This window comes from Arthrobacter globiformis, from assembly GCF_030817195.1.
Classification (GTDB): Bacteria; Actinomycetota; Actinomycetes; order Actinomycetales; family Micrococcaceae; genus Arthrobacter; species Arthrobacter globiformis_D.
The window spans coordinates 4434716-4452086 of sequence record NZ_JAUSYZ010000001.1 but is presented as its reverse complement, the minus strand read 5'-3'; the positions used below and the strand labels follow the sequence as shown (position 1 = coordinate 4452086).

Sequence of the window (17371 nt, the reverse complement as noted above, 5' to 3'; positions counted from 1 at the left end):
ACGTGGTCCAGCTCACTGTCAAGGGAACGTTTTCATCCGGGAGGAAATAGAGTGTCTTTCAGAACAACCTGCAGAGGAGCATTGCCATGGAACCCAGCGCCGCCGCGACCGTCACATTGAGGGACGTTGCTGCGGCAAGCGGAGTGAGCATTTCCACCGCCAGCCGCGCCCTCGACGAACGCGGCACAGTCTCCAGGTCCGCCACGGCGACGCACGTCCGCAAGGTCGCGGAGGAGCTCGGCTACCGCCGGAACTCGTTCGCTTCGAGCCTGCGCCGGGGCGAGACCCGGACCTTGGGTGTCCTGGTGCCGCGCCTGAGCGACACTGTGATGGCCCTGATGTTCGAAGAACTCGAACGGGCAGCCGCGGACCGCGGATACTTCGCGATGGTTGCCACCAGCGGTGACGAGCCCGACGACGAGCGCCGCGCTGCTGAGACGCTCCTGGACCGAAACGTGGACGGCCTCATCCTGGCCACCGCCCGCCTCGATGACGAGCTGCCCCGGCTCCTGCGCGAACGCAGGGTGGCCCACGCTCTGGTGCTCCGTACCGACGGCGTCAGCCCCTCGGCTCTCGGTGACGACGAAGTGGGCGGCTACCTGGCCGTCCGCCACCTCATCGACCTCGGGCACCGGGACATCGCCGTCGTCACCGGGCCGTCGTTCACATCGACCGCGAACGCACGTTTGGGTGGGGCCCGAAGGGCCATGCATGAAGCCGGCATTGAGCTCCCGGGCAACTGGAGCATCGCCGGCGGCTACGGCATAGAGAACGGCTTCGCCGCCGGCGATGCACTGCTTAATGGGGACGCCGGGAAACGCCCCACCGCGATTTTCGCGGCGAATGACAACCTCGCGATGGGCATCATGGCCGCTGCACACCGCCACAGGCTGAGCATCGGCGGGGACCTGTCGCTGGTCGGATACAACGACATCCCCCTGTCATCCCGTCTTCCTACCCCGCTGACCTCCGTCCGGACTCCCCTTGCCCAAATAGCCAGGACCGCGATCGATCTCATTATCGATCCCGACAAAGAGCCGCGGGTGAGCAAGTCCATGCCTACGCTCATCCCCCGTGAATCAAGCGGCCACCCCAAGGGCCAGAGGTAGGGACCCGTATCGGCAGAATGTTGCCGGAAATGCCGAACCGCCCGGTCTGGCGCTTTCACCATTCACGGGGCGTCCGCGGACTGCGGCTCAGGCGGGGGTGGGCAGAATGTTGTGGTTGTACCGGAACACGTTCTGCGGGTCGTAGCGGTTCTTGATGGCCACGAGGCGCCGGTATTTCTCCGGCCCGTAGGCGTGGCGCGCGGCGTCGGCGTCCTGGTGTCCGAGTTCGGCGCCCAGGAAGTTGACGTATTCGCCGTGCTCGGAGAACGGCTGCATCAGGGCGTATGCCCTGCGGGCGAAGGCCGTGAGCCGTTCGTCCTCGGACGGATCGCGCCAGAACCCGTAGACGTTGAGCCAGTAGCGCGCGGACCGGTTCGGGAAGGCCGTGGCTCCTTCCGGCACCCGGCCGAAGGCGCCGCCCAGGTGGTGGATGTCGATCCCGGTCCCTTGCCAGGCCAGTTCGGAGGCGAAACTCAGCAGGACGCCGACCACCTCCTCATCGAGGCGGGAGAACGAAACGTTCTTCCAGTAGCCGCGTGAGCCCTTGGGGAACACGGTGTCCATGGCACTTTGCCAGTCCAGCCATGACGTGGGGCCCACCTCCTGTTCGTCGGGGCGAGCCTGGATGCGCAGCTGGTCCACGAGGTTCAGGCCGGCCTGGTGGTCGTGAGATGCCCAGGCGAACCCGACAACCATCCACGGTTCATCACCCATCCCGAATTCGGGCGGCAGCACCAGGAAGGAGATGATCGGGTTCATCGCCTCAGGCAAATTCCGGGTCCAGGCAGCGACCGCCATGAGGGCGTTGCGCCAGTGCTGTTGGCGGTAAAAGAGGTTCCCGCCCAGGGGTGCTGCCGGCAGCGGGTGGGCGCGGAAGGTGAAGGAGGATACGACCCCGAAGTTTCCGCCGCCGCCCCGCAGTCCCCAAAACAGCTCGGAATTCTTCTGGCCGCTGGCATGCACGTGGTCCCCGCCGGCGGTAACGACGTCAGCGGAATCCAGGTTGTCCAGGCTCAGGCCGTACGTGCGGGTCAGCCAGCCAACCCCGCCGCCAAGGGTGAGCCCGGCAACCCCTGTTCCGCTGATCACCCCCAGCGGAACGGCCAGGCCGTGCGCGGCCGTGGCCCGGTCCACGTCTGCGAGCGTCGCCCCGGGTTCGACGGTAACGAGCCCTTTCCCGGCGTCGACCTTCACACGCCGGAGGGGGCCGAGATCCAGAACGAGGCCGTTTTTGACCGTGCCGTGTCCGGCGATGTTGTGGCCGCCGCCGCGGACAGCCAGCGACAGGCCGCTGCGCCGTACGGCATCGAGCACTGCGTCGATGTCCGAGACAGCACCTGCCCGGGCGACGGCGAGCGGACGGACGTCGACCATGCCGTTCCATACCGCACGGGCATCGTCGTAGAGGGGGTCCTGCGGCTCGATCAACGAGCCCGACAGCCGCCCGCGCAGCTCCTGCAGCGCCTGTTGGGTCTCGCGTCCGGGGCTGTCTTGATGAACTGTAGCCATCGGTCGATGCTTCCGGGTCAGGGGGTGAAATACTCCGGGAACGGTGGGTGATGTCCAGAGTGTAGGTTCACGGCCCGGGCCGGGCAACAGTGAATTTGTTCATCAGGGCGGACGGACAGTTAAGCCCCGGCCGGGGCTTAACTGTCCGTTGGCGCTCCCGTGCGGGCCTCCGCCGCAAAGGGCTCAGCTCAGCACCAGCCAGACGCCTAACGCCCCGAGGACAACACAGGCTCCGGCGGTCCAGAACACCGCGGCGGTGTCCGGGGTCAGATGCCCGGCCCTGATTCCTTCGACGCTGCGCCGGTAGCGCCGCCGCTGGGTGGCGTAGATGCCGGTCCCGGCGGCGACGGTGAGGCCGAACATCGCCAGCACGAACGGTCCCTGGTCCGGGAGCCAGCGCAGGCTCATCGCGCTCGCGGCAATCAGCGTCAGCACGGTCCGGCCCCAGGCGAGCGCTGTGCGCTCGGGCTGCAGCCCGGGGTCGCCGTCGAGCGGGCCGTCGCCGGGAAGGGGAGCAGTGGCCGGGTCTTCGTCCACGGGTCAGGCCAGAACGACGACGGCGATCACCACCGCCGCCGCGACGGCACAGCCGGCGGCGAGCAGCGGACCAATCAGCGGCAGGGGCAGCGGCCGGTTCGAGCGCAGGCTCGCCTCAACCCGCAGCCAGCGAACGGCCGAGCCCGCGCTCAGCAGCATGCCCAACAGCAGGAGCAGAACCGCCAGCCCGCGGCGGATGGGCTCCGGAAAGACGTCCGTGGTGAAGGCCTCCACCGCAATCCCGCCGGCGAGGAGCGCCAGGGAGGTGCGGATCCACGCCAGGAACGTGCGCTCATTGGCCAGGGTGAACCGAGGGTCCGGCTCGGCGCCGCCCGGCAAGAGCTTTTCGGCGAACCTACTTCTGCGGGAGTCGGGGCCGGACGGGGGAGGCGGGGTGGACGGCACGCTCACAGTCTAGTCAGTGACGTTTGTTTACAGATTCGTGAAATTGTTTTCACAGACCTGTAACGGCGACTCAGCTGCGCTTATGATGCATCCAGAGGGCAGGAAGTCCAGCCAGCGGCCAGCCGCCCGGAGCCAGAGGAGTACCCATTGGACAGTACCCGGTCCCCCTCCGATGACGGCCTGCCGGGTACCGGCCTGCCGGGTGCCGGCGGGGCTGGCGACGAGGTCCCGCTGGTGCGGGAGCAGGCCTACGAGATCATCGAGGCCGTCCTGGCCGGAACGGATCCGGAGGGGGCCGAGGTCCGGGAGCGGCTGCGGGAACATGTGGCGGCGCATCCCGGAAATCCGGAGGCGGCACTCCATGAGCACCTGATCTTCACCCGCTCCCTGGCCCGGCAGGCCAACAACAGGCCGAATCCCCAAAAGCAGGACGTGCACCGGCCTCCGGCCGGGGAGCAGATCAGCGTCCCCGGCCGCGGGCAGGCCGCCATCGAGGCGATCCTGCATGGCGGCATGCTGGTCACGGCATTCCAGCCGATCCACGAGCTTGGCCGCGGCGGTGTCATCGGCGCGGAGGCCCTGACGCGGTTCCTGTGGGAGGACGGCGACGGTGCAGGTTCGTGGTTCAAGAATGCCGCCGCCGTCGGGTTGGGTGCGGACCTGGAGTTCTCAGCGCTGCAGACCGCTGTGGCCGCGGCGCAGGATCTGCCGCACCATCTGGTGGTGGCCCTGAACCTCTCGCCGGCCGTGTGCCTGGATCCCCGGCTGCCGGGATTCCTGGAACACGCGGCTCTGGAACCGTCCCGGATCATGCTGGAACTCACCGAACCGCTCCAGTCGGACGAGCTGGAACCCCTGCTGGACGTCCTGACGCCACTGCGCCGGTCCGGCATGGGGCTGGCGGTGGATGAGGCCGGGACGGACGCTGCCTCCATGCGCCACATCCGTTCCCTCCGGCCGGACGTCATCAAGATCGGCCGCGGCCTGGTTGCGGGTATCGACGCCGATCCAAGCCGCCAGTACCTGGTGGCCGACCTGGTCGAATTCGGCCGGCAGACCGGGGCGGCGCTGGCCGCCGTCGGAATTGAAACCGCCGCCGAACTTGCGGTCCTGACCCGGCTGGCAGTGGCTGCCGGTCAAGGCCACTTCCTCGGAAGGCCCACGATCGACGTCAAGGAATGGGCCACCTGGGCCGGTCCCGCCACGGCACTCCAGAACCGCCGCGGGCCGCGCATGGCAGGACGGCCACCGCAGACGCACGGACACTGACCGCCGCCTCGAGCGGGAAGAGTCGGTACTGGAACATGGGTGCCTGAGCTGTACCGTGCGCCTGGACGTGGTGCCTACGGTGAAGCGGCTGCTGACGGCGGGTTCCCGCCTCATTCTGGGGTTGCCTCCGGGCGTAGCGGGCACCACGGCGGTGCAGGCTCTGCTGCAGGGCCTCGGTGCCGCCTTCACGATTGACTCCGTGGTGCTGGCCTGCGCCCCGGATGCCGTGGAGGACCAGATCTGGGACCGTCATTCCCTGTTCGAGTCCGGGTTCACCCCCGTTCCCGAGGACGAGCGGACGCCGGGGGAATTCCTCATAGGGGAGCTGTCGTTCGGCGACACCGTCCTGCTGGCCGACCCGGCCCTGGTGCCCGTTGATCCTGCGGCGCGTGCCCGCGGAATCCAGCTGATCAAAGAGCTGGCCCCGCACGCGGTGGTGGCCGAAAGTGCCGGTGACATCCGGCCGGGCCGGCACAACCTCGCGGAGGCAACGGCGCGTACCGTCCCGGGTTCCGTGCGGACCCCGGCCGAGTCTTCACCGGCTGCGAACTGACCGAAGCGGAGACGGCCTCCGGCCCCGGCGCAATCAATGACCCGTTCGACCTGAACCGGACTACCGAAACAACACAAAGGAGCAACTCATGAAAGTACGGAACTCGCTGCGGGCGCTGAAAAAAATACCGGGTGCGCAGATTGTCCGCCGCCGCGGCCGCACCTTCGTCATCAACAAGAAAACCCCGCGGATGAAGGCCCGCCCTAACCGGGCGCGTCTCCGGGTGGCAGACTTCCACCATGAACATCGAGCAATGGTGGCCCAACCTCAATCCCGCCACGCAGGCATGGCTGATTGAGAACAACGGCGACGCCGTCCCGGACGAACTGGTCGCCGAAATCACGGAAGCCGGCGGCCCGGCCGCCTCGGATGTCTGGCGGGCCGGGGACGACGAGCCCTCGGGGTTCTATTTTCCGGACCAGGTGGTCGACTGGATCGAGGCGGTCGGCAACGGCGAAACCCCCGCGGCGCCGGGGCCCCGCTGAGGTCAAGGGGTAGCCGCTTCCTGGGAATGCGGGGCCAGCCTTAGCCCTGCTGCGCCGCCCATTCTTCGACCCGGCGGTTGCTTTCCTCTTCGGAGAGGTCCTCCACGCGGGTCATGATGGACCAGCGGACGCCGAAGGGGTCCCGGATGCTGGCATATCGGTCGCCTGAGACAAACGTGGCCAGTGGCTCGCGGATCGTAGCTCCGGCCTGTTCTGCGCGCTGCACCAGGGCGTCGGCGTCCGGGCAGTAGAGGCCCAGGGAGTAGCAGTCGTTTTCACCCTCCGGCGCTGGGACCAGGTGGTATTCGGGGTTGGGTTCGCCGAGCTGGAGGTGGCCGTTCCCAAAGTCGAGTTCCGCGTGGACCACGACTCCGCGCATCTCCGTGGCGCCTACTAGGCGGGCGCCGAACACGTCCTTGTAGAAGGCGATCGCTTCCCTGGCGCTGGTCACAGCGAGGAACGGCGTGAGGCTCGTCAGGCCGTTCGGAATCCCATTCGTTGTGTGCTCTCCGTGGGCGGCGGTGGTCGATTCGGTGCTTGTAGTATCTGTCATATCCATGACGCTACGTGCCCCGTCAGCGGCGGCGCTTGGAGATTCGCGACAGTCTGAGGGGACCGATGGAGAGTTCGTTCAAGGGGATCCTGTACCCGACCCGGCTTCCCAGTTTTCACCGCCTTCCAGCGCCGGCCCCCGTGGCGGACCTGGTCCAGTGGTTCTGGATTCCGGAGTGGGACATCGGGCCAGGCCGCACATCCCGCCAGCACCTGATCGCGTACCCGGGCTCCAACCTCGTGGTGCAGCCTGATGGCGTGGTCTTCTCCGGCCCGACTACCCGGGCCGCCTATCGGGACTTGGCCGGACGGGGCTGGGCGGTTGGTGCGCTGCTGCGGCCGGCGGCCGTGCCGCTGTTCACCGACGATCCCTCCAGCCTGCGGGACACGGAGGTGGCGGTGGCCGCGGAGCATCTGCACCTTTCCGTCTCGGAGGTCATGAACACGTACGACGGCGATACTCGCCTCGAGCGGGCAGTGGATGCCTTTGCGGGGTGGCTGGCTTGTTTTGCCGGGCCCGCAGTGTCCGAGGAGGCGTTGCTGGCCAACCGGCTGATGGACGTCATCGGTTCGGACGCCTCGGTAGTCCGGGTCGAGGACGCGGCGTCTGCGCTGGCGGTTTCGCAGCGGACCCTGCAGCGTCTGGCCAGGAAGTACATCGGCCTCAGCCCTGCCGCGCTGATCCGCCGTCGGAGGCTTCAGGACGCTGCCGAGCGGACGCGCCTGGATGCTTCAGCGGATCTCGCAGCGATAGCTGCCGAGCTTGGGTACGCCGACCATGCACATCTGACGAATGACTTTCAGAAGTACCTGGGGTTCACGCCGAGCACGTACCGGCGGGCGGTTGCCGGCGGATCCGGTGCTTGAGCCTGTCGCGCCCGGATAGGTTTCAGCCCCGGTCATCCGGCAGAATGGGCGCCGTGAGTTCCCCGGATGCCGCTGTAAACCGCCAGCCCCAAACACTGCTGAGCCGCGCCCTGCAGGTGGCGCTGGCCCTTGTCATGGTCCTGGTGGGGCCGGTGATGATCGGTGTCGGTTCCCGGATGGCTGATGCGGATGACGAGATCGCGCGGACGGGTGTGCACACCACCGGAACCATCGTCGACTTCAACGACGCCAGGAGGGCTTCGCAGAGGGACATCAGGGTGAGGTACACGTCCGCCGACGGAACGGTCCGCTACACCTCGGCCACCGTGGACCACGACCAGCACCCGACGGACGGCGAGGAAGTCACGGTGGCGTACCGCGCGCAGGAGCCCGGCCAGTCAGTGGTGCTGGGCTACGAGAGCGACGGCATCATGGTCCGGGGCATTGGCACTATCCTGGCCATGATTTTCATCCCCATCGTTCTCATCCTCGTTTTTTCGAAGCGGGGGAAGAGACACAGAAACAGGCTGGGCTAGCCGCGGTTCGGTTCATACCTCAGGAGGACGTTGGATGATGAATCGAATCTCACGGAATCCAGAAGGGTGAAGGCTGCGGACAGGGTGAAAATCGGTATGCCTTCAGCCAGTGCGTTAGGGCTGATCATCAGGTGGACTTCATCCACCAACCGCATATCGAGGAGGCTGTTCCAAAGGACCCTGCTCGCGAAAATCAGGATGTCGCCGTTTCCTTCTTGCCGGCAGGCGCCAATCCAGCCGGGCACTTCGTCGCCAGGAATAACGGTGGTGGTGTCCCGCCAGGCGTTGTCGGCCGCTACCACGAAGGTGTCTGAGACCACTGTTTTGGGCAGGGAGTTGAAGGCCCGGCTGATCCGGCGGTTGTCCTCGCTGACCGCGCGGTTCCCCGGATCGTCAGGGGCGGTAGCTATTCCTGGCCAGTACGAGCTGAAGCCTTCGAAGGACTTCCGGCCCAGGAGCAGCATGTCCGCCGCCTCGATCCGCGTGCGGTTGTATTCGTCGAATGCTGCATCCATGTTCAGCACGAGGGGATTTCCATCGCTGGCAGCGTAGAAGCCGTCCACGGACGCGATATTGCAGACGACGACCCTTCGCATGGTGAGATCCTTCCAGATCGGTCGCCTGCAGGCCAGAGGTCCTGAACCGACTGCCCGGACGTTGCCTAGGTGGAAGGCTCCTGCGACCATGGCATGGTGAACAGGCCTATCGGTTATTGGGTCAGGCGTTTGGATGAAGCGCTGGAGACACATCTTGATTCCACCCTCGCCCGTGTCCGCCTGACCAGAAGACAGTGGCATGGTCCTCAACACGCTGAGTTCTGGCCCTGTCACCCCCGGGGAGCTGAAGCATACCCTGCGCCCGTTCGCCGCCGCTGACGCCGAGGCGGCCCAGGAACGGGACATGGCCGGGATGGTACGAAGGGATCTGTTATTCCTGCTGGATGGTCGGCTCGGTCTGACTGATGCAGGTGTGGCCTTGCATGCGGCGGCATCCGGGCTGGTGGAAGCCGCGCGCCTTGAGCTGACGGCAGGCATCGGCATGGATGAGTATGCCATGGCTGTCAGCGTCCTCGAGCGCATGAGCAAGAATGCAGAACGGCTCGCCGCACGGTAGGTGATGCCGCCCGCCCCGGTCAGAGTGAGACCGAGGGGAGTTTGCTTGGAGTGCTGCGGATTGCTCCGGCGCGTGCAGCACGGCCCGAATGTCAGATGCCGGAGGGCGGCGCGCTGGCGCTTTCCCTGAGCCTGTTCCTAGCGCCGCGTTCAACCAGGGTCGGGATGTAGGTGCGGATCCGGCCACTGTCCAGGAGTGCGTATTCCTCGGCCACGACGGCGGCGATCAGGTTCCGGGGCGTTTCGGGGTAGCGAGCCGCGAGGCGGTCGGTGACCTTGGCGATCGTTTCATGCTTTTCCGTGTCGTCCATGCTTCAGTCTGAGCGACCGGTGGCTGCGGCGTCCATCAGCCTACTTATGGCTTGGCATGCAAAGGCGAAACCCCGAACCGCATCTCCATCACGATCAGCTGAGCGTCAGGGGCACCAATCCTCACCGAAGGGAGCGCCACGTAATGCCCGCGCCTCGCCCGGCACGGGAAAGCAACTGGTCTATCGTTTGTGGCCGGTAGCATCACAGACATGATGCATCAGAGCGCAATCTTCGTCGACGCAGGATTCCTTCTCGCCGTCGGCGGAACCCAAGTCGCCGGTACGTCCTTACGATCAGCGTTCAGCGTCAACTACGAAAAACTCATACGCGGGATCCTGGGCCGCGCCAAGGACCACTGTGGCCTGGAATCGCTGCGCGTCTATTGGTACGACGCCTCCAAGGATGCGTTGTTCACGGACCAGCACAAGAAAATCGGGTTGCTTCCCGACGTTAAGGTCCGGCTTGGCCGCATCTCGTTCAACGGGGAACAGAAGGGCGTTGACCTCAAGCTCGGTCTGGATCTCGTCGGAGTTGCCCGGAACAGGGCGGCGTCGGTGGCCTTCCTGGTCTCGGGCGATGACGACCTTGCTGAGGCCGTCGAAGCCGCGCAGGATCTCGGCATGAAGGTTGTCCTGGTGGGCCTGGACGATCCGAGCCACCGGCTCGGGGTCGCCTCGGTCGCCGAACACCTGGCTCTGCGCGTGGACAGCATCATCACCCTTCCGGCCGAGCTCATCGAATCCTGCTTCGCCAAATCCGTTTCGGCGGCGCCTCGCCCGACGCCCGTTGCGCCAACTCCGGGGCCATTTCCGCCCCGGCCCACACCTGGATCCGGACCGCGGCCAGCGCCTCCGTCGGTGCGGCCGTCAATGCAGCCCGCGGCCCCGAAGATGCATCGATCAGAAGCACACCTCGTGTACAGCTCAGGCGCCGGAGCTTTGACTTCTGATGTCTATGAGGGCTCGGCTCTCGACGTGGCACAGGAGGTTGGAGAGAGTGTGGCCGTCAGCTGGTACGGCTCCACCACCCAAGGGGAACTGAACGAGCTTTTGGCGGATCGCCCGGTGCTGCCGGTGGAGATTGACCGTGTGCTGCTCAAGGATTGCGCCCAGCGGATCGGTGAGTACAAGACGGACCTTCAGGGTGTGCGGCGAGCCCTCCGCGATGCCTTCTGGCTGAAACTCGACCAGATCGTCTAACTCTGTACGAGGTACTGCCCTAGGATCGGGAGGACACTGCAATGGCCGCCATAGTCAACTATTTCGAGATCGGCTCAGGTGACCCGGACGCCGCACGGAACTTCTACGGCGCACTATTCGACTGGACCTTTGGTGAACCCTCGCCGGCCGGTTATCGGCCGGTCGACGGCGACAAGGGCGGTCTGTGGGACACCACCTCGCTGGGCGGAAAGGCCTGGGCCATCTTCTATGTGCAGGTGGACGACGTGAAGGCGGCGATCGCCCAGGCCGAGTCCCTCGGTGCGAGCGTCGCCGTCCCGTTCGTCGACAACGGAGCCATTGAGTTCGCGCACCTCCTCGACCCCCAGGGCAACCGCTTCGGCGTGTGGCGGCCGAAACAGGCCTAAGCAGGGTCCTTGGCCTGCCAATCCCTATTCCGGCAGTTCCATCTGGAACCCGCAGTCGCACCTGAGGACCCGGGTTGCGAGGTAAACATCCAGGGGGTCCCCGTCCGTGCTTTCGGTGGACAGCGGCGCGGAGAGCCGGCGGAGTTCCGACCCGGCTTTCCGCATCGGCTGTCCACAGTGGATGTAATGTCCGCCGAAGATCAGCACGTCCCCTGTCTGGTCGGCGCGGGCCAGGACCATGGACAGATCCGCGGCCTGGGCAGGATGCTCACTGAAGAGCCCGCACCGGCCGCAGGTGTAGGAGACGAGAACGATCTCCGGAGGCGAGTGTTGAAGCCCGGTGACGGACCTGATGGTGAGACGCCGGTCCGTGCCGCAGTGGCCGCACATCACCGGGAGCACGCGGTGCCGGCCGGCGCCGTCCTGGCGGAAGCCGTGGAAACCCAGCGACATGATCAGAAGGCGAACGGGTAGCTGGAGAGGATGTAGTCCGCTGCTGCGCGTCCCTTCATCCTCAGTCTGCCGTTGCGGACATTTACCCCGCGCAGGCGCATTCCTGCCCTGAAGACTGCGGGGCGTCTGGGTTTCACGCCCTGGAGCAGGCACCAGCTCGTGTACAGCCCGTACAGGCAGTCCGGCCCCAGCGGGCTGTCGGTGTCTGCGGCGGGCGTGGTTGCGTCATGAAGGAACTGCTGGAAATGAGAGGTGGCCACGTCAGGCTCTTTCCTCGGGTGCACGATGTCCGCCGTGAGGCTACAGCGGGTACCCCCGGCGGTGCACGATGCCGGAGGAGGTTCCCGCGGAAACTTCAGTGATGCAGGACCCTGCATTGAAAAATACACCTGTTCCCGGACCCTGTACAGGTTCCAGGTCCTGGGCGGGCCACTGCGAACCTGTATTTACTTGATGGCAAGTGCTTCGGACAGCACGGGCCCAAGTGACTTTGAATATGCGGCCGTGAGGTGGGCCCCGTCTGCATGCATAGGTGACGTTCCGGCGAAAGCGGGGCAGTTCCCAGCTACGCAGAACCATCCAATGGTCTCCACGAAGTGAACGTTCGTCTGCTCGGCAGGGTCAAGGGCCGCTCGCCCGGCGGCCGTCATGTCCAGTGAGAGTTGCTGCACCTTTGACGCACAGTTCGCAGGCGTGCTTATCTTCGTGGCGCACTCAGCGAACTTGCGGCCGCGTGGAGGCGGGTCAAGCACGAAAACTTGTTTAGCCGAGGCGGAGAGTTCTGTGTACAGCCTTTTGGACGCCTCGGTCCACTCGCCGGCCGCGGCACCGCCCGTTGCTCCACTGGAAAGGCGCGCCAACGTTCCTGTTGAGCTGGAACTGATCACCATGTCAGGCTTCATGGAGGCTATCTGCTGAAGGGCCCATGTCCGGAAAGGGGCGCACTTGGGGTGTGCCGATTTCGAAGCTTTAATCACATCAACCGCCGCAGCCGGGCACTGCTGCATGGTGTAGACATGGACCTTGTATCCGTGCGGCTCAAGTGCGGCGCGTATGCCTGGAACGTAACTGATAGCCACTGAGTCGCCGAGAACGACTGCCGTCTTCTTGGCCGCTTCGTCTCCGTAGATGCAACGGGCTGCATTTTCCGTTGGGTCTTCCAGAGCGCCTCGCTCGTCGCCCAGGCATCCGTCCTCGACCCATTCAGGCGCTTTCGCTTCGTCGCCAAGTGTATCGATCGCCGGCGTAAGCTCTGGCCACTGAGGCGCCGAGAGAGCAAGAGTGAGTTCCTGGCTCAGCTTTGCTGAGGGGGTGTTTGCAACAGCAGGGGAGGAAGCACTCGGCGACACGACTGGTTGCGCAACAGCCGTTCCCGTGACAGGGGTGGCCTTCACCAGGGTGAAGCTCACGACGATGGCGGCAGCCAGGGCAAGAGTAGTGAGCGCTCCGTAGGCCAGCCGGGTCCGGGCCCCGCGCGGCACCTTGGCTGCCGTGGCTGCCTTGGGTTCAAGCCATTGCGAGTGCCTGACGGGCTCTTCAACGAAGTGATAGGACCATACTGACAGCGCCAGGGTGAGGGCTAAAGCAACGGCGTGGTCCACGACGCCACTCGATGGCCGAAGTGCTTCAAGAAGAATGATGACAGGGAAGTGCCACAGGTACAGAGAGTATGAAATGTCACCCAGGTAGCGGGAGGCGCGATTAGTCAGTGGAGCCAGCAGTCGTTGCTCCCCTCCGGTCCCTGCGGCGATGACGACCATGGTTGCAAGGACGGGCACCGCTGCCCACGGACCCGGGAAGGTCAATTCCGGCGTCATGGCGAAGGCGCCAACAACGATTCCTGCGAGGCCGAGGCAGGCTAAAGCGGGCCTGATACGGTCTGGGATGCGCAGCAGAACCGGCGCCATTACGGCCATCAGACCACCGCAGCCGAGCTCCCAGGCACGGGAAAACGTCGAGAAGTATGCGACGGTGGGCGCAGCGGAGCTTTCCCACATGGCGAAGGCAAACGATGCTCCCACCACGGCAAGCAAGGCCAGGCCCAGTGAACGCCGGGCCCCGGAAGACGACCGGCGTCGCCTGGAAGCTCCCCACCCGAGCATGAGCACGATCAGCCACGGCCAAACGAAGTAGAACTGTTCCTCGACGGCCAGCGACCAGAAGTGCTGTAGCGGGGACACCGCCCCTCCGGCCTGCATGTAGTCAGTACCGATGATGGCCAGATGCCAGTTGGCAGCAGACAGGAACGCCCACAGTCCGTCCTGGGCGGTGCCCGCGAAGCGCGCGGTGGAGAACACAGCCCATGACGCGATGAGCGACAGGACGATAACTAGCGATGCCAGCGGCAGGATACGTCGCGCCCGGCGCCGGTAGAAGTCCGCGAAGGAGATCCTGCCGTTTTTGTCATGCTCCCGGATCAGGCTGGCAGTAATCACGAAACCGGAGATCACGAAGAAGACATCCACGCCGATGAAGCCACCGGTGGGGTAACCCAGCAGGTGATCTGCAATAACCAGGACAACTGCCAGTGCGCGAAGGCCCTGGACGTCATACCGCTTTCGTGCGCCGGGATTGTTCGTCCTCACCGCCGAGAAATTCGCTTCGAGTTGAGCAGCCCGGCCTACTGGCACGCGGGCATGAGTCATGGACAAGAAAATTCCCCCAAATGAGACCGGCGTTGGTGATATTTTACCCGCCGAGCGACGTCCTTCCCGCGCCATTCGCGCCGACGTACGACGGCGATACTCGCCGCGAGGGGGCATTGGTGCTTTTGTGGGGTGGCCGGCTTGCGCTGCGGATGTGTTGAGTGTCACCCAACACAGGTAATTTGCCCCTCCTTTGGCCCGGGCCCTCCCGGATGCGTGTGTTTTTCGCTCCGAAACCAAGTGGAGGGGATACGGATTCAGGTAGTAATTACTGGTGCGGCCCCCCACCCCCGTTCCCTAAGGTGAAATGCATCGAGGACGCTCTCCCGGGTGGCAGAAACGGGGGAGGTCCAAGGCGAAGTTCACTGCTGGCGCGCAGGCTGTGGCGAAGTCTTGGGTCTTTCGGCTTCTGCCAATTGCTTTAAATCAAGAGCGGATGCGTTCCCAGTAACCGGTGGCCATCCGGCGGTGGATGCAGCTGAATGCCTCGCGGTGCCCAATGCTGACAAGTCAATGGAACGGTCTCCCATGCCCAATTCGATGAACTTTTTCCTGTCCATTCTCGGTCCAATCTTGTTCGTCGGTGTCTCGATCATCGGCGTCCGTATGGCCTTGTACTGGTGGAGTTTTCTATTCCGATGGAAGCGTTATCGACGCCGTACCCCGGTCTCTAGTCGGGATCTCCGCGCCCTTGACGTCCCATTCGTAAAGATCCAGATCACCACCCGCGGCTCGGCGGGCAGCACGGAAGTCATCACTCGTGGAATTCGCAACGTCGTTGACCTGACTCGGGAGGACCCGGAGTTCTATGGCCGTTTTCTGTCCGTGGAGGTTGTTACCGAATCCGCGGGGCAGGCGCGCGCTCTCCGGAATGCCTTCCAGGGCTCGGCTATTCCGGTCAGCACGCTTGTGATTCCCGAGGATTACGAGACCCCGAACGGCACCAGGCTCAAGGCCCGCGGTTTGCATTACATCGTCGAGCAGCGGCGCAAGTCGTGGAACCGCAAACCTGGACGCACCTTCATCGTGCATTACGACGAGGAAAGCGTCATGGTCCCGGTCGAGCTGCGTAAGCTCATCCATTGCCTTGCCGCAACCGACAAGAAAATCCTTGAAGGTCCCATCTATTACCCGCTCGAATACCTGAATGCCAGCCCCCTCTGCCGGGGCATGGAAGCCAACCGCCCGATCGGGTGCTACGAATGCCGCCATGTCATGGAAACCGGCGTCCCACTGCACCTGCACGGTTCCAACCTCGTTATAGACGAATCTTTGGAGAACGAAATCGGATGGGACATCGGGTGCCTGGAGGGACAGCCCTTCATCGCCGAGGATTACGTGTTCGGCATGAAAGCATTTACCAGCTACGGCACGGAGGTGTTCGGCTGGCACGGGTGCGTCATGCTCGAGCAGCCGCCCTTTTCCGTCCGGAGCGCGTTCAAGCAGCGCTACCGCTGGATCTTCGGTGTCCTTCAGGGCATGAATTCCATGACCCGAAATCCGCTGTTCCTCTCGCTGCCCTGGGCTACAAAATTCAGTTTGGTCTGGGGCACCCGTTACCGGGTGGGGACCTTCGCCCTGGGGGCCGTCGTCGGAGTCCTCTCCGCCGTTGTCTTCCCTGCATTCATCGTCCGCGCCCTGGAGACGCTGCTCTCCGATGGTGAGCCTCCCCTGCCGGCGCCGGGCAGCGCATGGCTGGCCCTGGTCGGCGTCATGTGGATGGGCTCGGTCTTTATCGGAGCCTGGCACAACGTAGCCGACTCAGGCATGAACAGGTGGGCCCGTGCCGGCGAAATATCGCTGGCCGTCCTGCTGGCGCCTGTTGCTGGTCTCATCGAAAGCTCAGCGGCACTCTGGGCAGTTTTCCAGTGGAGCGTGGGCAAGCGTGACGTCCACTGGGTGCCCACCCCCAAGACCAAGAAAGCGGACCTTCAGAGCATTAGGAGCGGTGAGTAGCCATGGAACGAGCCTCAGCAGTAGCGATCCCCATCAACCAGATAATCGAGAAGCAAATCGTCCTAACCGGCAGCCACGTCCAGCCACCCCTTGTTGTTGCCAATCTGGTCATCCATTCGGCCGAGCAGCGGGCCCTCCGGATAGCCAAGGTCAGGTGTGCCGCCTTCATGGTCGTCGCCCTGATGGCGTTGACGGCCTACATCATCGTCCCCCTCGCGCTGGCCCTGCATGCCGCGGTGCATCCGGTTCCGGTGGTACTGGTGATCTCCGCTGCGGTCCTGGGCGAACTCGCGCTCGTCGTGACATTCATCATTCTGAAAACAGAAGGAACCCGCGATGCGGCAACCGAGGGTTTTTAGGAATCTAGCGTTACTGATGGTTGCCGTTGCCCTGACGGCGGGCGGCCTCACGGCACGTCTCATCGAATCCCCGCACCGGTTCCCGGTGCCCCACGACGGCAAAACGTACTTCGGAGTCCAGATGGACTCCCAATTCGATACGGTGGCCGGCTACGCGTCCCGCCTCGGTTCAACACCGGCCCTGTACGGGCGCTATGTCGATTTTCCCTGGGACACAACGGAGGAGGGGGCCATCAGCCAGGAGGTTCAGGAACTCGCCGACCACCATTCCTCCCTCATGCTCACTCTTGAACCGAGAAAGGATCTTGCCGCCGTCACGCCAGAGGCCCTAACGGCCCTGTCCCGGACGCTGACGGCGTGGAACCGGAAGGGCGTGCCGGTCATGGTGCGTTTCGCACACGAAATGAACGGTTCCTGGTACCCGTGGTCCCAACAGCCTGCGGCCTACATCGAAAAGTTCCGTCAGGTTGCGGCGGCTGTCCACAAGGCCCCTTCATCGGCAATGCTCTGGTCTCCGAACGAGGGCGCCGGCTACCCCTATGAGGGGGGCCCGTATGAGGCCAGCCCTGGCAGCGCTGACTTCCAGGCAGTGGACACGAACCACGACGGCAAACTCACCTCGAAGGACGACCCCTACGCACCCTACTGGCCCGGGGACGATGCCGTGGACTGGGTGGGACTGACCGTCTACCACTTCGGCAAGGCCTACCCGTGGGGAGAGAACACTGTCCCGGAGCGGGGAAAACTGGTGGCCAAGATCACCGGGACCTTCAAAAGCGCCTACACCAATGACACCGACGTCCCAGACTTCTACAAAGAATATGCGGACGGGCACAAGATGCCTTTTGCGATCTCGGAAACAGGGTCTTTCTACAACACTTCACGCAGCGACGGGGCGACAGAGCTGGCGATTAAGGAGGCCTGGTGGAACCAGCTTTTCGACCCTGGACTGCAGAGAAGGTTCCCGAGGTTAAAAATGGCGCTCTGGTTCGAGTACTCGAAAACCGAAAACCAGCCCGGAAACCCGGTCGTTGACTGGCGGACGACGGTTACTCCGCAGATCAGGGACCCGTTCACCCGTGCAATTCCGGACCGGTTCATTATGGCACCGGTGAGATGAACGACGA

General features: G+C 64.6%; 21 protein-coding genes and 1 pseudogene. 13 read left to right on the top strand and 9 right to left on the bottom strand.

Annotated features, from left to right (window positions below):
- Window positions 1–86: 86 nt before the first annotated feature.
- Window positions 87–1109 carry a LacI family DNA-binding transcriptional regulator gene (locus QF036_RS20325; RefSeq protein WP_307104793.1) on the top strand — a complete coding sequence of 341 codons (1023 nt, stop codon included), beginning with the start codon at window positions 87–89 and terminating at the stop codon, window positions 1107–1109.
- 87 nt (window positions 1110–1196) lie between these two features.
- On the opposite strand, the gene QF036_RS20320 is transcribed toward QF036_RS20325, so the two are convergent.
- The 3 genes from QF036_RS20320 to QF036_RS20310 form a co-directional block, all read right to left on the bottom strand.
- Window positions 1197–2618 (bottom strand): FAD-binding oxidoreductase, encoded by a 1422-nt coding sequence (locus QF036_RS20320; RefSeq protein WP_307104791.1) that lies wholly within the window; start codon window positions 2616–2618, stop codon window positions 1197–1199.
- Window positions 2619–2801: 183 nt separating this feature from the next.
- Window positions 2802–3155 carry a DUF202 domain-containing protein gene (locus QF036_RS20315; RefSeq protein ID WP_307104789.1) on the bottom strand — a complete coding sequence of 118 codons (354 nt, stop codon included), beginning with the start codon at window positions 3153–3155 and terminating at the stop codon, window positions 2802–2804.
- Window positions 3156–3158: 3 nt separating this feature from the next.
- Window positions 3159–3560, bottom strand: a complete 402-nt coding sequence (locus QF036_RS20310; protein ID WP_307104787.1) for a YidH family protein — start codon at window positions 3558–3560, stop codon at window positions 3159–3161.
- Between the two features lie 147 nt (window positions 3561–3707).
- Between QF036_RS20310 and QF036_RS20305 the strand changes: the two genes are divergently transcribed.
- From QF036_RS20305 to QF036_RS20290, 4 genes and pseudogenes are all read left to right on the top strand, one after another.
- Complete coding sequence (locus QF036_RS20305; protein WP_307104785.1) at window positions 3708–4829, top strand: EAL domain-containing protein; 1122 nt, start codon at window positions 3708–3710, stop codon at window positions 4827–4829.
- A 70-nt stretch (window positions 4830–4899) separates the two neighbouring features.
- A complete protein-coding gene (locus QF036_RS20300; protein WP_307104783.1) occupies window positions 4900–5382 on the top strand; it encodes a hypothetical protein in 483 nt (160 codons plus the stop codon).
- An 88-nt stretch (window positions 5383–5470) separates the two neighbouring features.
- Window positions 5471–5584 (top strand): annotated as a pseudogene (locus QF036_RS20295) (ribosomal protein bL36); the annotation flags it as partial.
- 37 nt (window positions 5585–5621) lie between these two features.
- On the top strand, window positions 5622–5867 hold the full coding sequence (locus QF036_RS20290) for a hypothetical protein (RefSeq protein ID WP_307104781.1): 246 nt from the start codon (window positions 5622–5624) through the stop codon (window positions 5865–5867).
- A gap of 40 nt (window positions 5868–5907) precedes the next feature.
- Here QF036_RS20290 and QF036_RS20285 read toward each other — a convergent pair whose 3' ends face one another.
- The gene (locus QF036_RS20285) at window positions 5908–6420 is read right to left on the bottom strand and encodes a VOC family protein (protein WP_307104779.1); all 513 of its coding nucleotides are present in this window, start codon (window positions 6418–6420) and stop codon (window positions 5908–5910) included.
- A 65-nt stretch (window positions 6421–6485) separates the two neighbouring features.
- On the opposite strand from QF036_RS20285, the gene QF036_RS20280 reads away from it, so the two are divergent.
- Together QF036_RS20280 and QF036_RS20275 are read left to right on the top strand one after the other, a co-directional pair.
- Complete coding sequence (locus tag QF036_RS20280; RefSeq protein WP_307104777.1) at window positions 6486–7286, top strand: helix-turn-helix transcriptional regulator; 801 nt, start codon at window positions 6486–6488, stop codon at window positions 7284–7286.
- A gap of 53 nt (window positions 7287–7339) precedes the next feature.
- A complete protein-coding gene (locus tag QF036_RS20275; protein WP_307104775.1) occupies window positions 7340–7822 on the top strand; it encodes a DUF3592 domain-containing protein in 483 nt (160 codons plus the stop codon).
- Here QF036_RS20275 and QF036_RS20270 read toward each other — a convergent pair.
- Complete coding sequence (locus QF036_RS20270) at window positions 7819–8418, bottom strand: dihydrofolate reductase family protein (RefSeq protein WP_307104772.1); 600 nt, start codon at window positions 8416–8418, stop codon at window positions 7819–7821. The two genes, QF036_RS20275 and QF036_RS20270, sit on opposite strands and share 4 nt — an antisense overlap.
- 199 nt (window positions 8419–8617) lie before the next feature.
- Between QF036_RS20270 and QF036_RS20265 the strand changes: the two genes are divergently transcribed.
- Window positions 8618–8935 carry a MarR family transcriptional regulator gene (locus QF036_RS20265; RefSeq protein ID WP_307104770.1) on the top strand — a complete coding sequence of 106 codons (318 nt, stop codon included), beginning with the start codon at window positions 8618–8620 and terminating at the stop codon, window positions 8933–8935.
- Between the two features lie 91 nt (window positions 8936–9026).
- Here QF036_RS20265 and QF036_RS20260 read toward each other — a convergent pair whose 3' ends face one another.
- The gene (locus QF036_RS20260; protein ID WP_307104769.1) at window positions 9027–9245 is read right to left on the bottom strand and encodes a three-helix bundle dimerization domain-containing protein; all 219 of its coding nucleotides are present in this window, start codon (window positions 9243–9245) and stop codon (window positions 9027–9029) included.
- Window positions 9246–9455: 210 nt separating this feature from the next.
- Between QF036_RS20260 and QF036_RS20255 the strand changes: the two genes are divergently transcribed.
- Window positions 9456–10445 carry an NYN domain-containing protein gene (locus tag QF036_RS20255; protein WP_307104766.1) on the top strand — a complete coding sequence of 330 codons (990 nt, stop codon included), beginning with the start codon at window positions 9456–9458 and terminating at the stop codon, window positions 10443–10445.
- 41 nt (window positions 10446–10486) lie between these two features.
- Window positions 10487–10831: a VOC family protein gene (locus QF036_RS20250; RefSeq protein WP_307104764.1), complete on the top strand. Its 345-nt coding sequence runs from the start codon at window positions 10487–10489 to the stop codon at window positions 10829–10831.
- A gap of 24 nt (window positions 10832–10855) precedes the next feature.
- Here the strand turns inward: QF036_RS20250 and QF036_RS20245 are convergent, their stop codons facing one another.
- The 3 genes from QF036_RS20245 to QF036_RS20235 form a co-directional block, all read right to left on the bottom strand.
- Complete coding sequence (locus tag QF036_RS20245; RefSeq protein WP_307104762.1) at window positions 10856–11284, bottom strand: hypothetical protein; 429 nt, start codon at window positions 11282–11284, stop codon at window positions 10856–10858.
- 2 nt (window positions 11285–11286) lie between these two features.
- Entirely contained in the window at window positions 11287–11544 is a 258-nt protein-coding gene (locus tag QF036_RS20240; RefSeq protein WP_307104760.1) for a hypothetical protein, read from the bottom strand.
- A gap of 186 nt (window positions 11545–11730) precedes the next feature.
- Window positions 11731–14097: an acyltransferase family protein gene (locus QF036_RS20235; RefSeq protein WP_307104759.1), complete on the bottom strand. Its 2367-nt coding sequence runs from the start codon at window positions 14095–14097 to the stop codon at window positions 11731–11733.
- A gap of 162 nt (window positions 14098–14259) precedes the next feature.
- Here QF036_RS20235 and QF036_RS20230 point away from each other — a divergent pair, with 162 nt between their 5' ends.
- From QF036_RS20230 to QF036_RS20220, 3 genes are read left to right on the top strand one after another with little or no spacing between them, the layout of a single operon-like run.
- Window positions 14260–15885: a glycosyltransferase family 2 protein gene (locus QF036_RS20230; protein WP_307104757.1), complete on the top strand. Its 1626-nt coding sequence runs from the start codon at window positions 14260–14262 to the stop codon at window positions 15883–15885.
- Between the two features lie 2 nt (window positions 15886–15887).
- Window positions 15888–16244, top strand: a complete 357-nt coding sequence (locus QF036_RS20225; protein ID WP_307104755.1) for a hypothetical protein — start codon at window positions 15888–15890, stop codon at window positions 16242–16244.
- 16 nt (window positions 16245–16260) lie between these two features.
- Window positions 16261–17364 carry a glycoside hydrolase family 26 protein gene (locus tag QF036_RS20220; protein ID WP_307104753.1) on the top strand — a complete coding sequence of 368 codons (1104 nt, stop codon included), beginning with the start codon at window positions 16261–16263 and terminating at the stop codon, window positions 17362–17364.
- The last annotated feature ends 7 nt before the right edge of the window (window positions 17365–17371 follow it).